Genomic DNA, 16,550 nt, shown 5'->3' on the forward strand with positions numbered 1-16,550 from the left:
CACCTTAGGGTGCCTTTTTTGTATCTAATTTTTGGATTTTAAAAAAATGGGTATTAGTTTTTAATATTTGCTCTAGCAATCCGAGTGACTTCGTAAAGAATGTCCATCGCCTTATCAATTTCCATAATGGCATTTACATAATAAACGTCGTCGATAAAAATACCCGATACTACATATTCACCACCAAGCTCTTGTGGCCAATAATCAATATCTTGTGCTGGACTGATACCGCATAGTGGAGCAATTTCTACATCCATATAATTTGATGTTTTACCTGCTATCTTTTCAGTTACTTCAAATACAATAGCGTTATAACCGTCTAGGTTTGTTTTTGTTATAGGTGACTTATAAAGTCGAGAAACTGAGCCAATATAAACAAAGTCAGCCGTTTTTACGGCGTTAATAAATTTATCATTGTCTGATAGATCATTTTCTTCGCAGGCAAATACATTAACGCAAACCAATAACATCAAACTGATTACTATTTTCATAATTTAACCTTGTAAATTTAATACAGTTAATGACTAGCCTTCAGGCGACTCACAAGGCTCACCTGAAGCTTCTTCATTTTCGTTAGCCTTACACTCAGCTTTTACTTTATTAAGGCCTAAACTGGCAACCATGCCGTCTACTTCTATTTCTTCTAACCCTTCTTCATTAAACGAAAATGTAATTTGAGCGATGTTTTTTGAAAAAAAGTAGTCCTTGTCGTCTATCGATAGAATGTAATCACCCATGACCGGTTTTGCTAGTATTTCTTTGTATAACCGAATGTGTTTTTCGCCAATCTTCCAATCAAAAGATTCAATTAAACTTTTTGAAAATTCCTGAACCCATACGTAGTTGTTTTTTTGTAAAACTAATACGAAGGAATATTTGTCTGGGCGTCCAGAAACAGCATATTCGGCTTTACCTATTTTAAACGTATGATCGTATTCTTTGGCGACATAACCAATCGACATTTTTGACGATTCTTTAGCACCTGTTGGGTAAACCATTTTAACTTCGCCTTTAATGTCAAAGTCGGCAAGGGCAGACAATGATATTAGAGAGAATGCCGAAACAAATAGGACTTTATAAACAACACTCATTGTTTTATTCATGTGGAAACAACCCTATGGTTTTACAAAATTAACTGCGTTAGTCGCTTTAAGTTCTAGTCACATCGACATAGAGCTTTAAAGCTTGTCCTACGCGTAGATATTTGTCTGTGTCTAATTGGTTCCATTTTGCAATATCGACAATTTTAACTTTAAACTTTTTAGCGATACGGGCTAAAGAATCACCGTTTCTAACTCTGTATGTAATTGCGCGCATGACCGCATTTTCAGATTGATGTTTCGTTACGGTATCTTTCCAAATAACGAGTTTTTGACCCGGTTTTATTGGATCTTTTGGCGCCATACCATTCCACTTTGCAAGCGACCTAATACTGACATCGTATTCGCGACTAATATCCCAAAATGTGTCACCAGATTGCACAATGTAAGTCAGTTTGTTTGACGCTTGTTTGGTATTTTGTTTTTTAACAAGGCGATTTTCAGCGGTTAACGTATAGTCTGTTAAGGCGATTGATGATGTCGGGATCAATAACGCTTGGTTCACCCTTATTAATCGGCCTTTGATTTTGTTGACATCTCGAAGTACATCTAACGAGGTATTAAATTTTTGTGCTATCCCGCCAAGTGTATCTCCTGATTTGACAATATATCGCGACCAAGACATGCGTTTATTGTTAGGTAAATTTGCCAGGGCAACTTCAAACGCATTCGCCTTCTCAATTGGCAGTATGAATTTATGTGGGCCATTTGGATCTGTGGCCCATTGGTTATAACCAGGGTTTAGATGGTGTAAATCTTCTAGATCCATTTCCGCTAATTCTGCTGCTTTTGCCAAATCTATTTGACTTTTAGCATCAACAACGGCGATTGCTGGTTGATTACTGATCTTTGTCCAGGCCAAATTAAATTCATCGTTTCTTTTAAGTAGATCTGCAAGGGCCAACAGTTTAGGAACATATGCAGAAGTCTCTTTCGGCAAATCTAACGACCAAAAATCAGTAGGGAGATGCTTTTGACGGTTGCGTTTAATTGCTCTAAGAACACGACCTTCGCCAGAGTTATAAGCGGCAATTGCATTCAACCAGTCGCCGTCTAGCGTCTTGTGTAAAAACGACAAGTAATCTAAAGCTGCACGAGTTGCAGCGATTACATCACGGCGTCCGTCATACCACCAAGATTGTTTTAATTTAAAACGGTTACCAGTCCCGGGAATAAATTGCCATAACCCTGATGCTCGGCCATGTGAATAAGCAAATGGGTCAAATGCACTTTCTACAATTGGTAACAGCGCAAGTTCTATTGGCATTTCACGTTTTTCAATTTCCTCTACAATAAAGTGAAGAAATGGTGATGCTCTAGCTGAAACACGTTTTATATAGCTCGGGTGTTTTGCGTACCAATTACGTTCAGTAACAACTTGTCTGTTTTGAGGTACGTTTATGCTGAGTTGGTAAGAAATGCGATCCCAAACATCCTCAAATTCTGGAGTTTTGAGTTCTTTGGCAAGCTCACCAACTTCCAGTTGTAGTGCAGCTATTGTTAAAGCGTCGACAACTTCTTCTGGCGATGCTATTACTTCAGGTGTTTGATTTTTAGCTTGGTACTGGTTTTTCTCTTTGTCAGTGTTAAAAGTAGGTGTCAAATTACAGCCAGACAAAACACTCAGTGATAATAGTCCAGAGAAACAGTATAAATAAGTTTTGTTCATAAATAGTCTTTAATTTGGTTAGTAGTGAACTCAGCTAAATAGGCGTTGGGCTAAGCGACATAAAATTCAGTTACAGGAAAAAAATAATATTAACCCATTTATTCTGCCTACGCTAATACCGAATAACTCTGTTTATCAATTAAAAACTATCTTTCCAGCGTCTTAAATTTGCAAAACAGTTTTTCTCATCAAGGTCTTTTGTAGAAAATTGTTTTTCGACAGCGTGTTTTACTGGAAGACTATCACACCGCAAAAATGGATTTATTTTATTTTGAACTTCTACGGTTGTAGGGATAGTTGCGAAATCATTTTTTCGCAAGTCCTTAACAATTGATTCATAAGCAATAAGATCTTGATTTGATGGGTCTACGGTTTTCGCAAATTGAATATTTGACGCAGTGTACTCGTGTGCACAATAAATATTGGTTGATGGAGCTAAACGACTGATTTTTTTTAAACTGACAAGCATTTGTTCTGCAGATCCCTCGAAGAGGCGACCACAACCGGCAGAAAAAAGCGTATCACCAACAAATACATTGGCCGAGTCGAAATAGGCAATGTGGTCTATGGTATGTCCAGGAACTTCGATAACTTCAATGCAAGTATCCGATGCCTCTAAATTTATAACGTCACCTTGTTTAACTCCCTGGGCAAAGGAGTTAAAACGACTAGTGTCAGGACCATATATTTTACAATTGGGAAAGTGACTTTGTAATAGCTTAACACCGCCAATATGATCAGAGTGGTGGTGCGTAATCAAAATTTCAGTTAACTCAAACTGTTGGATCTGTAAAAATGACATGACGACATCGCCGTCGCCAGGGTCGACAATCGCACATTTGCCTTCATTATTGTGTATAGCCCAAATATAATTGTCTGAAAAGGCTGGAATCTTTACTACTTGATACATATGCTTACTTCTTTCATTGTTGATAGTTTAAGTGTAACTAATAATTTAGTTGTCGAGAAGGTCACAAATATATATGAAACCCGCACTCGGTTATCGTTGGATCCAGCCAGTGGAACATTGGCAAGAATTTCCAAATGGAGAGCTGTTAAAACAACAAGAAAACACCTCTATAAGTCATAGACTAAATCTTTGTTTTGGTAATCATTTGCTTAAAATTGGTTCACTTGCCAGTGCAATAGATACCACAACATGCCGTATTAACCATCAAATTAGTTTAGCTAATTTGGCCAGCAGAACTGAAAGTACTGGGGTCGTTGGCGAAATTGATGAATTGCCGTTTGTTCAACATGCAATTGACACTGCGGTGGTTTCTCATGTTCTTGAGTTTAGCGCAGATCCCCATCAAACGTTACGCGAAGTTCATAGAGTGTTAATGCCTAACGGAAACTTAATATTAACCGTGTTTAACCCTTTATCACTTCTTCTAGTTGGCAAGCTTTGGCCATTTAAGTCCAACAAGTCTTTTTGGCATTGCCGACTTTTTTCAATTCCACGGATAAAAGACTGGCTGAACCTGTTAGGTTTTGAGGTTATTGATGAACATTATTTATGTCATTCGACCTTATTAGGTGAAATTAAGGAGCAAAAGAAAGGTCGCATTACCAATATGTTCGCCAATATTGCGCCCAAAATGGGTTCTGTTTGTGTATTGACCGCTAAAAAACGAGAGTGGCCTTTAACACCCATTCGACCAAGAGTTCGATATAGAACGGTTTTTCAACCAGCTGTGCGGACGGCGTCCATGTTAGACCATGACAAAAATTAAGTGTGTACATTTTGAGTATTTGTGTCACAATTTGGGGTATAAGATATAACTTTTAGGAATATGTATTTTGTTGGTCGTTGTTGCTCTAATAATTGGATTGGCGATGGGATTGTTTGGATCAGGTGGTGCAATCCTAACTTTGCCGAGTTTAATTTATTTTCTAGGCATTGAAGATAAAGTCGCTATTATTGGTTCGTTAGTCGTTGTTGGTTTTATTTCAGCGGTTACGGCAATACCGCATTTATTTTCAAAAACGACAAATTTTAGTGCTCTAGTGTATTTTGCGCCTAGTGGTATTGCCATGAGTTTCCTTGGTGCAAAAATTGGCTCATTTACCTCAAGTGAAATACAGATAAGCGTATTTGCATTATTGGCCTTTTTAGCCGCAATCAAACTATTAATGCAGCCAAATTTACCTTCGACAAACTCGTCAGAAGTAAAAAAACTTTCTCTTGTTATCACCGGCGGTATAGTCGGTTTTTTTACTGGTTTTATCGGAGTTGGGGGAGGGTTCTTAATTGTTCCAAGTCTTATTCTGCTCGCCAATTTAAGTATAAGAGCTGCGGCGGCAACTAGTGTTGTAATCATATTGCTGCAATCTATAGTAGGTACCGCAGCATATGCATTATATTCACCAGACTATTTTGATCAGTTACCTTGGAAAACCTTAATGGTTATAGGTGTAATTGCGTCTGTTGGCTCTTTGTCAGGTGTCGTTCTTTCACGTTACTTGAGTCAAACCCTATTATCGAGAATACTTGGGGTGTTACTGATCCTTGTATCAACCACTTTGTTATATACCAAATTATTTTAATTAAAAATTAGGAGAAAGCGATGTTAACGTCAATTGGAGACATTGTTGCCAATGTTAAGCAAGAAATTCGTGAAATAAGTGTTGCTGATTTTAAAGAAATACTTAATAAAAATACCGTAGTTATAGATGTTCGTGAGCCATCAGAGTACTCATTGGGACATATAGAAAGTGCCGTAAACTATCCTCGTGGTGTGTTGGAAATGCAAATTACTCAACATCCATCGGTTAAAGATTTAGCCGATCCGATGTTAGGGTTAGCCGATCAAGATATTTATTTAATTTGTCGCTCTGGCGCTCGTTCAGCATTAGCTGCTGAGTCACTTAACCGTATGGGACTAGACGCTGTATATTCTGTTGCTGGAGGCATGGTCGCCTGGGAACAGCAAGCGTCTTAATTTAATGTCGTTTAACTCTCTAATGGTGTTTATGGAATAGATCTAAATATTGTTTTTATTTCTTAAACACCCTGCAACTTATCTAAAACAACCTACATTTGTATAAGTTAACTTTACAATTCTATGATTTTTTTAGAGTGTTCACAGATTGACGTTTACGTTAACTGCGATTACATTGTTCTACATTATAACGAGACCGTAAACAAAACCCATATCAGATTGATTTAGGTTTAGGAGATGATATGAAAGTTCTAGTACCGATAAAACGAGTTATTGACTATAACGTTAAAGCGCGCGTTAAAGCTGACAACAGTGATGTCGATTTAGCTAATGTGAAAATGGCAATGAACCCATTTTGTGAAATCGCGGTTGAAGAAGCCGTTCGATTAAAAGAGAAGGGCATTGCGACTGAAGTAGTTGTTGTTTCTATTGGCACAAAAGCATGTCAAGAACAACTGCGTACCGCATTAGCTCTTGGTGCTGATAGTGCGATACAAATTGAGACTGACCTCAATCTTGGCTCTTTGCAAGTTGCCAAATTATTGCAAAAAGTGGTTGAAGAAATTCAACCTGAGTTGGTCATATTGGGTAAACAGTCAATAGACTCGGATAATAATCAAACAGGGCAAATGCTAGCTGCGTTAACAAATATGCCGCAGGGCACCTTTGCTAGTGAAGTAAATGTAGCAGATGGAAAGGTTGCGGTAACTCGTGAAATTGACGGCGGATTACAAACTGTATCATTGTCTTTACCGGCCATTGTCACTACAGACTTAAGACTAAATGAGCCTCGTTATGCCTCTTTACCGAACATTATGAAAGCAAAACGTAAGCCATTGGAAGTCAAAGTAGCAGCGGATATGGGCGTTGATACGACCACCAAACTAAATGTACTAAAAGTAGAAGAGCCTGCTAAGCGTGTGGCTGGAGTTATGGTCGAATCGGTAATAGACCTAGTCGAAAAATTAAAAAATGAAGCGAAGGTGATCGCATGAGTATTTTATTAATTGCGGAACATGATAATTCTGAATTGAAAGCCGATACATTAAAAGCGGCAGATGCTGCTAGTCAAATTGGTGGTGACATTCATATTTTGGTCGCAGGTAGTGACTGTATGTCGGTTGCACAGAGCGCGCAAAAAGTTGCCGGTGTGACTAAAGTACTGGTGGTTGATAACGCTTGTTATGAACATGCTTTGGCGGAAAATATGTCAGCGTTAGTTGTTTCTTTGGCGGCAGATTATTCTCACATTATGGCGCCAGCAACGACCACAGGTAAAAATTATATGCCTCGTGTTGCGGCATTACTCGATGTTGAACAGGTGTCGGATATTATCGCTGTTGAAAGCTCTGATACATTCAAGCGACCCATTTATGCAGGTAATGCGATAGCAACAGTACAGTCTGAGTACGCTAAAAAGGTTATAACAGTGCGTACCGCTGCATTTGATAAAGCTGACTTATCTGGTAACGCTGAATTAGTAAACATAGAAGCAGCGACATCGACAGATCTTTCGACATTTGTAAGTCATGAATTAACCAAGTCAGAACGTCCAGAACTAACAGCGGCCAATGTCGTTATTTCGGGTGGTCGCGGTATGCAAAATGGTGATAACTTTAAACTGTTAGATGGTATTGCTGATAAACTTGGCGCTGCTATTGGTGCTTCTCGAGCTGCTGTTGATGCGGGTTTTGTACCGAATGATATGCAGGTTGGTCAAACTGGTAAGATAGTCGCGCCGGATCTATATATTGCAGTGGGGATTTCAGGGGCGATTCAACACCTTGCCGGAATGAAAGATTCAAAAGTTATTGTTGCTATCAATAAAGATCCTGAAGCACCAATCTTTCAAGTGGCTGATTATGGTTTAGAAGCAGATTTGTTTGAAGTTTTGCCGCAACTAGAAGCTGCATTATAAATTAACTTGCCTAGTCGCAGTGTCATTTACTCTGCTAAGTTGGTTTATCAAGGCCTGCACATAAGTGTCAGGCCTTTTTTATGCTCTTTTATTAGTACGTTAGGGGTTTTATTATCGGGAGCACTTTGCACCCTAAAGCCAAACGGTTGGTAAAGTGATGTTAGTTCATTTGGGCAACTAAGCAGTAACCTAGCGTCACTTTTATTACACAATAAAGTTAATATCTGTTTGGCGATTCCGTAATGTCGATGCTCTGGGTCCACAAAAAGGCTTCTTAATACAAATTGACCTAGTTCGGGGTGGTCATAACTTTGGCAAGACTGCGCTTCAGACCTAGGTTTAATGTTAATACTTTTGTTGGTTGGTAAATAACAGCGTATTAATCCAGCTCCTATGATTTTGTCTCCATTATAACTGACAGCAACAAGGTCAGATTGATGGCAACTAACATTTAATTTGAAGGAACGGTAAAAGCGATTTACGGGTTTGAATGTTGTTCCCATCAATAAGTTGCTTTTGATATTTGTATTAGGCATAAAAAAAGCAGGCTAGACCTGCTCCTCTGAGGTGTGTTATTTACAAACCCACAATCTATAGATTACGGTATTACCACTTTTTCTTAGGGGCGAATAACTCGTCTAAATCATCTTTTTCGTCTTCAATTTTTTTCTTCACCGCTTTTGCGTTAGCCGACTTCAAATCAGAAGCAATCAGCTCTAAGCGTTCAGTTACATTTTTCTTACGAGCAACAATATAGTCGTCTGAGTAGGGTTGAGCTTCCAATGTGGCAAGTGCTTTTTCAAAATATTGTCTAGCAGAACCTGTCAAGCCATTAGTAATTGCAAGTTTTCCTCGCTTAATCTGAGATTCGACATTTATTTTGAGCTGTAATTTTTCAATTTTTTTGTCTTCTTGCATGAACAAATTGCTAGGTATACGCCCTTTACCATGTTCAGACCGAAGGATCGTGCGGTATTTTTTAATACCTTGGATCAACGCAATCAGAAGTTTTTCATTGTCAGGTAATTCCGTATTTGAAACCTCCGCACTCGGAAAATCCCCAGCTGTGATTTTTTCTTTGATACTTTTAATCCGTGCTACAACATCCTTTTGACCGGGGTTAGTTTCATTCATCCCTGTTAAAGCATGATGCACTCGGCGATAAAGTATAGAATAACCTTCATTGGAAATTGGTACACCAACCTCATTCATTATCGTTTCGTCGGTTTCTTCTATGATTGCTCTATATTTAGCCATCTCTTGTCGCTTCTCAGCTTCAAGTTTGTCTTTTTGTTGTTGCATTGTATTCGCTACAACCGCAATAATGACAAGCCCTATAATTAGCGCGACTATGATCGCAAATAGCATACCGCTTCCTCTGTTTCTATAATTATTAATCGAAGATATATAGATTACTATCTAATTTCATTGTTCATAGTAAACAATAATTGGGCATTAAGGTAGTGTTAATGTGAATACACTGCCGTCTAATTCCCCACCGTTTTCCAGTTGTATTTTGCCTACATTTCCATCTTGAATATGTTTAGAAGCAATAAGTTGGGCAAAATAAAGGCCCAATCCTGTCCGGCTCATAGTCATATTGAATGTACTCGGTGTCGGCACAAGTTTATCTAGCATATTTTCAGGATAACCAGCACCATCATCTAATATTTTTACAATTAATGTTTCACCTTGCTGAAAAGCTTTTACTTTAATTGAGGTTTTACAGTAACGCATCGCATTTACAAAAACGTCATTAAGTAAATTGGCAACTAGTTCATTGTCAAAATACCAAGCTAGCTCATCTTCTATTTCAAACTCGATGTTTAGTTTTCGGTTATCGATATACAATTCATTTTTTGCGACAAGTTCTTCGAGTATCTCATCAAGGTAATATTCGTCTATATTCAGCGGTAATGTGTCACAATCTTCACGGTATAAAGCTAGGATTTGTAGTAAATTTGAATTTAATCTAGAGGCTTCGTAGTGGATCCCAGCGAGTTCTTGCGCTTCTTCTGCGCCTTTCTGCTCTAACTTATTACTTAAGTTTTCTATTGATTGAATGAGCAAACAAAGACTGTTTTTCATATCGTGAACCGATGATGCTAATACCGTTGAAAATTCAATTGTACGAGTTTGTTGAAGAGGTGCATTTGGATCCGCGATAGTCATTTATCGTAATTCTCTTTTAGTTGTTTAAACAAACGTTACCTTAATTATTGCACTTTGATGATAGGTCTTTGGTAATTTTATTCCATCAATTTTTCTATCGTTATGTGATTTTTGTTGCAAATATTGCGTTCTTATTCCTAAAAAGTGCATAAAAATGAAGTTTTTTATAAAAAAATGCAATTCTTTATGGAATAAATTAACGAATATGTATATATTTTTCGAATAACGAAGGCCAAATAAGCAACAATTCAAATGAAATTACAGCAATTACGTTACATCGTCGAAGTAGAAAACCATAATTTAAATGTTTCAGCAACGGCAGAAAGCCTCTATACCTCTCAGCCAGGGATCAGCAAACAAGTTCGTATGTTAGAAGATGAGCTTGGTATTCAAATATTTGGTCGCAGTGGTAAGCATTTAACTCATGTGACACCAGCCGGTAAAGAAATAATTGATATTGCGCATGATATCTTGAGTAAAGTGGACAGTATAAAGTCAGTTGCGCGTGAGCACACCTTACCTGATCAAGGTAAGTTGAATGTTGCAACAACCCATACTCAAGCGCGTTACGCTTTGCCTGAAGTTATCAAAGGGTTTATGGCGAGGTTCCCAAAAGTGTCTTTGCATATGCATCAAGGTACGCCGTCACAAATTAGTGATGCTGCTGCAAAAGGAGAGGCCGATTTTGCAATTGCAACAGAAGCACTGCATTTATATAACGATTTGGTTATGTTGCCTTGTTATCACTGGAATCGTTCGATTGTCGTGAAAAAAGATCACCCTCTGGCGTTAAAAACTGAGCGTGTGACAATTGAAGATATCGCTCAATTTTCACTAGTGACTTATGTATTTGGTTTTACTGGCCGTTCTGAATTGGATAAAGCGTTTGCTAATAAAGGGCTTGAACCTAAAATCGTATTCACCGCAACCGATGCAGATGTCATTAAGACTTATGTGAGAATGGGGCTAGGAGTAGGTGTTGTCGCGACCATGGCAATCGATGACGATGATAGTGATTTAGTCGCAATTGATGCTGGACACATATTTGAAGCGTCAACAACTAAGATTGGGTTCCGCAAGGGCAGTTTCTTACGTACTTATATGTATGAATTTATCGAACGATTTGCGCCACACTTAACACGTGATGTTGTAGAAAGAGCCTGTTTATTAAGAAACCAAGAAGAAGTTGATAAGATGTTCGCAGATATGGATTTGCCACTTAGGTAAGCCAATTTGTAAACAATAAAATACGGGATGCCAAAAACATCCCGTATTTTTTTTGCCTAAAATTTAGTGCAAACTCAATTTTACTCGCTATAACGTCACAAATAGTCCTGCAATAGCCGCACTTAATAGATTTGCTAATGTTGCTGCCATTACCGCTTTTAAGCCAAGTTCTGCGAGGTCGTGTCGTCTTTCTGGCGCCATACTGCCAATTCCACCAATTAATATTGCGATTGAAGATAAATTAGCAAATCCGCAGAGGCCAAACGTGATTATAACTTGAGTAATTTCACTTAATTGTTCTTTATGTTTAATAAAATCTAAGTAAGCAACAAACTCGTTTAATACAAGTTTTTGACCCAAGAAGCTTCCAGCAATGTGTGCTTCAGACCAAGGAATACCTAAAATAAAAGCAATAGGTGCAAACAAGTAACCAAGTATGAGTTGCAACGTAAGTTCATCAAAATCAAATAGTCCGCCAACCGCGCCTAAAATTCCATTTAATAAGCTTATCAACGCGATAAAAGCCATTAACATTGCGCCAATACTTAGCGCAAACTTCATACCTTCAGCGGCGCCATCGGCTGCTGCGTCAATAACATTAACATGGTTACTCGACGTTAAATTAAGCTCTTCTATATCGTTTTTAGGCACTTCCGTTTCTGGCATCATGATCTTAGCCATAAGTAAACCACCGGGAGCGGCCATAAAGCTTGCGGCAATGAGATATTTAAGTTCGATACCAATACCGGATAAACCAGCGATTATTGCACCAGCGACTGTCGCCATACCGCCTACCATTACGGCAAACAATTCTGATCGAGTCATTGTTTTTAAAAATGGTTTTACAACCAGTGGAGCTTCGGCTTGTCCAACGACAATATTTGCGGCGGCACACATGGACTCAGGTTTACTGGTTCGAGTGACATAACGTAACCCCCCACCAATAATACTGACTGCTTTACCCATCACACCTAAATAATAAAGCACCGCTATTAACGAGCTAAAAAAGACAATGACCGGAAGAATATGAACAGCAAAGATAAAGCCAAGACTCTTGCCACCAATTTGTTCACCGAACAAAAAGAGAATGCCGTCTTCTGCATAACTAAACACATTGTTTAATGTGCTCGAAACTGCCATAAGAATGTCTTTTCCAGGCTCCCAATAAAGAACCATTGCACCCAAACCAAACTGCAGTAAAAACGCACAAATGGTGGTTCGCTTACTAATAACCTTGCGGTTTGCTGAAAACAGAACTGCAATCGCTAATAATGTGGCGATCCCGAAAACACTTCGTAACCAATCGAATTCCACCAAAATACTCCAAATATTATGTTTTATTTTTCTAGTGGAGGATAATAAGTGGAAAAATCAGAGTTGCAATAGTTGAACCTAGATTCGACCAAATAAAGACTAAAATTAGTCATTTTATAAAAAGTATCGAAATATTATTCAAATTCTAGGACAATGCACTTGTTAACATAACTTTTATGTATTACTAATTTATTAAAATCTAAAATCAAGACACACTTCAACAATAACTACGGAATAGACATGAAACTATTTAAGAAAGCAACAATAGCTAATATTGTGCAAATAGCACTTTTAAGTACAGCTTCAAATATTGCTTTAGCTGCGGATAAAAAGGCTGAAGACGACGGCAAACTAGAGCGCATTACAGTTACAGCGCTAAAACGCACTCAATCTATTCAAGATGTGCCGGTGTCAATAGCGACCTTGTCAGGCGAAAAATTTGAAAATATGTTTTCTTCAGGCGATGACGTTTTAGCACTTGCTACAAAAGTACCAGGGTTATACGCTGAGTCATCAAACGGCCGTGTAGCGCCACGTTTTTATATGCGTGGACTTGGTAACACCGATTTTGATTTAGCTGCCTCTCAGCCAGTTTCTATTATTATGGATGACGTAGTAATGGAAAATGTAGTATTAAAAAGTTTCCCATTATTTGACGTCGACCAAGTTGAAGTGATCCGTGGCCCGCAGGGGACGTTATTTGGACGTAATACGACGGCCGGTATCATTAAATTTACAAGCCGTAAGCCAACAGACGATTTTGAAGCTTATGTAAGAGCCGGCGTGGGTAGCTATGGACTACAAAATTTTGAGGGCGCAGTTGGCGGTGGCTTAACTGAAGACCTAACAGCGCGCTTATCTGTGTTAAATCAATCTAAAGATGATTGGATCGAAAACGGTTTCACTGGCGAAAAAGACGCTATGGGTGGTCACTCTGACCAAGCGGTCCGTCTCCAAGTTGGATACAACCCAACAGATGCATTAGATATTTTGTTTAACTACCACACACGAACTCTAGAAGGGACTTCTTCTATATTTAGAGCCAACGTACTGACTCAAGGTAAGTCGGGCTTAAACAGCAATTACGACCGTGACAAAGTGTATTACGATAAAGGTGATAACAATCCACAGGAATATGATAATTCTGGCTGGAGCGTTAACGTAACCTATGATTTAGGAGCGATTACGCTTACTTCGATAACCGCTATGGAAATGGCGGATGGTCGAAGCTTAGGAGATATCGATGGTGGTGTCTTACGTAATGCCGATGGTTCGACACCTAGTGACGTTGATTACGTTGAATACCAAGATGATTTTAACAATGACCTAATTTCGTATCCTGGATTTATTCCTTTTGATGCGATTACTGAAGATCAATTGAAAGACTTAGAGCAATTTACTCAAGAAATTCGTTTTAGCAGTAATACAACGAACCCGTTGTCTTGGCAAACTGGTGTGTACTTTTTTGATTCTTCATTTAGCGTAACGAGTATTGATGGCTTTTTTGGCGCAACTGAAGTCTTCCACGAAAATACAACTTGGGCGGTATTTGGCCAAACCACGTATCAATTATCTGATGAATTATCAGTAATTGGTGGCTTGCGTTATACCAAAGATAAAAAATCCCTTTCTGTTGGTAAACAAAACGAAGATGGTTTTGCCGTAATTATTGGTGCAGCGTCTATACAGGACTATGACGACGTTTCAGTATCGGATGGTCAATGGAGTTGGGAAGGCATGGCAAACTATAGAGTAAGCGAAGACGTGAGCCTATATGCCAGAATTTCTAACGGTTTCAGAGCACAGTCTATCCAAGGCCGCGACATCGCATTTGAAGGTATGCCGTCTACCGCTAAAGCTGAGACAATTATGTCTTATGAAGCGGGTTTTAAATCAGATTTAATCGACAATACCTTGCGTTTAAACGGTGCTGTTTTTCAATATACTATTGACGATATTCAGTTAACGGCAGTGGGTGGCAATGGAAATAACATTGGTTTAACAAATGCTGGTCAAGGCACGGGACAAGGGTTTGAAGTCGATGCGGAATATCGCGTAACGGAAAATTTAGTTGTTACTGCGGGTTATTCATTAAATAAGACAGAACTCAAAGATAAGTCGTTAAGAATTGCAACATGTGGTTCAGGTGCGTGTACACCTACAGACGAAATTGATCCTGAAAACGGTGGTGCCATTGTTCATGGTAATCCATTCCCTAATGCACCAGAGTCTATATTTACAGCAACTGGTCGTTATACAGTTCCTATGGGGAATGAGGGCGAGGTGTTTTTCTATGGTGACTATGCGTACCAAGGTAAAACCAATCTCTTCATTTATGAAACCAAAGAGCATGTTACTGACGGTCAGTTTGAATTAGGCTTACGTGCTGGTTATATCAATTATGACATGGATTTCGAAATTGCTGTATTTGGTCGTAACATTACAGATGAAGATAATTTAAAAGCGGGTATCGACTTTAACAACAATACAGGTGTTGTTAACGAACCTGCTGTTTGGGGCATCGAGTTTAAGAAAAACTTCTATTAGTTCCGATAGCTAAGAACGAACGTCGTTTTTTGTTCTTAGCTTTAGACATTAAAAAACCCGGTTAGCTAACCGGGTTTTTTATTTGCGTTGAACAATCTTGAGGGCAATAAATATTATTTGTATTTATTCGCTTTTTTCAAAATTAAACAATCATTAACTTCATTGTATTTGTTGCGCCAATTGTTTCCATTTTGTCGCCATGAGTAACCATAACCAAGTCACCGTCATTTAACTTGCCTGCAGCTTTTAGCGAGTTTAATGCTTCACGTCCGTCTTCAACGGCATACTGTGTGGTATCAAACGAAAACGGATATACACCACGGTATAGTGCACAAAGGTTTAACGTTTTTTGATGACGAGATAATGCATAGATTGGAAGGCCAGATGAAATACGTGATAACAAACGAGCCATACCGCCAGATTCAGTCAATGCTATAATCGCCTTTATGCCAGTCATGTGGTTAGCTGCATACATCGTTGCCATCGCAATTGTTTCAGAGATATTGTCAAACTGAATATCAAGGCGGTGTTTTGAACTAAGTACGCTTGGGTGTTTTTCAGCTCCAACACAAACGTTTGCCATTGCTTGAACCGTTTCTAACGGGAAATCACCAGCGGCTGTTTCAGCAGATAACATTACGGCATCGGTACCATCTAAAACGGCGTTTGATACGTCCATAACTTCAGCACGTGTCGGCATTGGGCTCGAAATCATGCTTTCCATCATTTGAGTTGCTGTGATTACGGCTTTATTTAATTGACGTGAACGAGCGATAAGTTTTTTCTGAACACCGACTAATTCTGCGTCGCCAATTTCTACACCTAAGTCACCACGGGCAACCATGATTACGTCAGACGCTAAAATGATGTCATCAATTGCTTCATCAGTTGCTACCGTTTCTGCACGCTCAACTTTAGCGACGATACGTGGTTTAAAACCAGCTTCGTGAGCTAGTTTACGAGCGTAGTGTAAATCTTCGCCATTACGTGGAAATGAAACAGCAAGATATTCAACGTCAATCTTAGCCGCAGTCAAAATATCTTCTTTATCTTTTTCAGTTAGAGCAGGGGCCGTTAGACCACCACCTTTTCTGTTTATGCCTTTATTATTAGATAATGGCCCGGCAACCGTAACTTCAGTAAGAACCTTAGTACCTTCGATGCTTTCAACGACGAGTTGAACTCGACCGTCATCTAATAATAATAAATCACCTGGTTTAACGTCGTTTGGAAGCTCTTTGTAGTCAATACCAACTTGATGTTGGTCGCCTTCATCACGGCCAAGAGCAGCGTCAAGGATAAATTTGTCGCCTACTGCTAAGTGGATTTTAGTATCTTTAAATCGAGCTACTCGGATTTTTGGACCTTGAAGGTCACCCAAAATTGCAACATACGTATTTAATTTAGCAGCGATTGCACGAACTTTATTTGCGCGTTCAATATGGTCTTCTGCAGACCCATGTGAGAAGTTCATACGTACGGTATTTACGCCGGCCGCAATTATTTTTTCTAGTACGCCTTCTTTATCGGTTGCTGGACCAAGTGTTGAGACAATTTTGGTTCTTCGCAGTGCGTTAGCCATTCGGGGAAACTCCAATATGATTGAGTAGGAAAACTGTAATTAAATTACATTTTGAAAGATTTTAAAAAAATTACAA

General features: G+C 38.8%; 16 protein-coding genes. 7 read left to right on the forward strand and 9 right to left on the reverse strand.

The features are described 5' to 3' along the window. Nucleotides 1–53 precede the first annotated feature (53 nt). The 4 genes from Q4575_RS00525 to gloB all read right to left on the reverse strand — a co-directional run bounded on the left by Q4575_RS00525 (nt 54) and on the right by gloB (nt 3,679). Nucleotides 54–491: a hypothetical protein gene (locus tag Q4575_RS00525; protein ID WP_272179563.1), complete on the reverse strand. Its 438-nt coding sequence runs from the start codon at nt 489–491 to the stop codon at nt 54–56. 33 nt (nt 492–524) lie between these two features. Continuing rightward, the gene (locus Q4575_RS00530; protein WP_303520998.1) at nt 525–1,103 is read right to left on the reverse strand and encodes a hypothetical protein; all 579 of its coding nucleotides are present in this window, start codon (nt 1,101–1,103) and stop codon (nt 525–527) included. Nucleotides 1,104–1,149: 46 nt separating this feature from the next. Next, nucleotides 1,150–2,769, reverse strand: coding sequence for a LysM peptidoglycan-binding domain-containing protein (locus Q4575_RS00535; RefSeq protein WP_215962808.1), 1,620 nt, complete (start codon nt 2,767–2,769; stop codon nt 1,150–1,152). A gap of 139 nt (nt 2,770–2,908) precedes the next feature. Continuing rightward, nucleotides 2,909–3,679 carry a hydroxyacylglutathione hydrolase gene (gene gloB / locus Q4575_RS00540; RefSeq protein ID WP_215962809.1) on the reverse strand — a complete coding sequence of 257 codons (771 nt, stop codon included), beginning with the start codon at nt 3,677–3,679 and terminating at the stop codon, nt 2,909–2,911. A gap of 73 nt (nt 3,680–3,752) precedes the next feature. Between gloB and Q4575_RS00545 the strand changes: the two genes are divergently transcribed. The 5 genes from Q4575_RS00545 to Q4575_RS00565 all read left to right on the forward strand — a co-directional run bounded on the left by Q4575_RS00545 (nt 3,753) and on the right by Q4575_RS00565 (nt 7,632). After that, nucleotides 3,753–4,505 (forward strand): methyltransferase domain-containing protein, encoded by a 753-nt coding sequence (locus Q4575_RS00545; RefSeq protein WP_215962810.1) that lies wholly within the window; start codon nt 3,753–3,755, stop codon nt 4,503–4,505. Nucleotides 4,506–4,575: 70 nt separating this feature from the next. Next, entirely contained in the window at nt 4,576–5,319 is a 744-nt protein-coding gene (locus Q4575_RS00550; RefSeq protein WP_303521126.1) for a sulfite exporter TauE/SafE family protein, read from the forward strand. 20 nt (nt 5,320–5,339) lie between these two features. After that, a complete protein-coding gene (locus tag Q4575_RS00555; RefSeq protein WP_215962812.1) occupies nt 5,340–5,714 on the forward strand; it encodes a rhodanese-like domain-containing protein in 375 nt (124 codons plus the stop codon). A 242-nt stretch (nt 5,715–5,956) separates the two neighbouring features. Beyond that, the gene (locus tag Q4575_RS00560) at nt 5,957–6,709 is read left to right on the forward strand and encodes an electron transfer flavoprotein subunit beta/FixA family protein (protein ID WP_215962813.1); all 753 of its coding nucleotides are present in this window, start codon (nt 5,957–5,959) and stop codon (nt 6,707–6,709) included. Further along, nucleotides 6,706–7,632, forward strand: a complete 927-nt coding sequence (locus tag Q4575_RS00565) for an electron transfer flavoprotein subunit alpha/FixB family protein (protein ID WP_272179570.1) — start codon at nt 6,706–6,708, stop codon at nt 7,630–7,632. Before Q4575_RS00560 ends, Q4575_RS00565 begins: the two co-directional genes overlap by 4 nt. A 47-nt stretch (nt 7,633–7,679) precedes the next feature. On the opposite strand, the gene Q4575_RS19785 is transcribed toward Q4575_RS00565, so the two are convergent. The 3 genes from Q4575_RS19785 to Q4575_RS00575 form a co-directional block, all read right to left on the reverse strand. After that, nucleotides 7,680–8,168 carry a GNAT family N-acetyltransferase gene (locus tag Q4575_RS19785; protein WP_368392513.1) on the reverse strand — a complete coding sequence of 163 codons (489 nt, stop codon included), beginning with the start codon at nt 8,166–8,168 and terminating at the stop codon, nt 7,680–7,682. Between the two features lie 70 nt (nt 8,169–8,238). Continuing rightward, nucleotides 8,239–9,000: a hypothetical protein gene (locus Q4575_RS00570; RefSeq protein WP_303521000.1), complete on the reverse strand. Its 762-nt coding sequence runs from the start codon at nt 8,998–9,000 to the stop codon at nt 8,239–8,241. 87 nt (nt 9,001–9,087) lie between these two features. Next, the gene (locus tag Q4575_RS00575) at nt 9,088–9,804 is read right to left on the reverse strand and encodes a sensor histidine kinase KdpD (protein ID WP_303521001.1); all 717 of its coding nucleotides are present in this window, start codon (nt 9,802–9,804) and stop codon (nt 9,088–9,090) included. Nucleotides 9,805–10,056: 252 nt separating this feature from the next. On the opposite strand from Q4575_RS00575, the gene cysB reads away from it, so the two are divergent. After that, a complete protein-coding gene (gene cysB, locus Q4575_RS00580) occupies nt 10,057–11,031 on the forward strand; it encodes an HTH-type transcriptional regulator CysB (RefSeq protein ID WP_215962818.1) in 975 nt (324 codons plus the stop codon). 87 nt (nt 11,032–11,118) lie between these two features. Here the strand turns inward: cysB and Q4575_RS00585 are convergent, their stop codons facing one another. Further along, the gene (locus Q4575_RS00585) at nt 11,119–12,345 is read right to left on the reverse strand and encodes a NupC/NupG family nucleoside CNT transporter (RefSeq protein ID WP_215962819.1); all 1,227 of its coding nucleotides are present in this window, start codon (nt 12,343–12,345) and stop codon (nt 11,119–11,121) included. Between the two features lie 240 nt (nt 12,346–12,585). On the opposite strand from Q4575_RS00585, the gene Q4575_RS00590 reads away from it, so the two are divergent. Beyond that, on the forward strand, nt 12,586–14,892 hold the full coding sequence (locus Q4575_RS00590) for a TonB-dependent receptor (RefSeq protein ID WP_215962820.1): 2,307 nt from the start codon (nt 12,586–12,588) through the stop codon (nt 14,890–14,892). 142 nt (nt 14,893–15,034) lie between these two features. On the opposite strand, the gene pyk is transcribed toward Q4575_RS00590, so the two are convergent. Further along, nucleotides 15,035–16,474: a pyruvate kinase gene (gene pyk, locus Q4575_RS00595; protein WP_215962821.1), complete on the reverse strand. Its 1,440-nt coding sequence runs from the start codon at nt 16,472–16,474 to the stop codon at nt 15,035–15,037. Nucleotides 16,475–16,550 lie beyond the last annotated feature (76 nt).

The sequence above is a fragment of the Psychrosphaera sp. 1_MG-2023 genome (assembly GCF_030548245.1).
GTDB lineage: Bacteria > Pseudomonadota > Gammaproteobacteria > Enterobacterales > Alteromonadaceae > Psychrosphaera > Psychrosphaera algicola.